Source organism: Bradyrhizobium pachyrhizi, from assembly GCF_001189245.1.
Classification (GTDB): domain Bacteria; phylum Pseudomonadota; class Alphaproteobacteria; order Rhizobiales; family Xanthobacteraceae; genus Bradyrhizobium; species Bradyrhizobium pachyrhizi.
Window position 1 is genome coordinate 86,454 of the sequence record NZ_LFIQ01000089.1, and the last position, 238, is coordinate 86,691.

Sequence of the window (238 nt, forward strand, 5' to 3'; positions counted from 1 at the left end):
GTCCTCGACCTCGCCAGGCGCGATGCCGGCGCGCTTGACGGCTTCCGCCATGACATGGCCGGCCAGGGTCGGGCCGTCGGTGTTGTTGAGCGCGCCGCGATAGGCCTTGCCGACGCCGGTGCGCGCGGTGGAAACGATGACTGCTTCAGGTGATGACATGCTTGCCTCTCTGGCTTCAGGCGGCCGCGTCGAGCTGCGCAAAGCGCAACACGTGATAGGCGGGATCGCCGAATTGGAT

At 66.8% G+C, this 238-nt stretch carries 1 protein-coding gene; it reads right to left on the reverse strand.

Features of this window, described 5'->3' with window-relative positions; genetic code table 11:
• Positions 1-159, reverse strand: a 159-nt coding sequence (locus AKL29_RS45290) for a thiolase family protein (RefSeq protein ID WP_488230429.1), incomplete at its 3' end; no start/stop codon positions are given.
• Positions 160-238 lie beyond the last annotated feature (79 nt).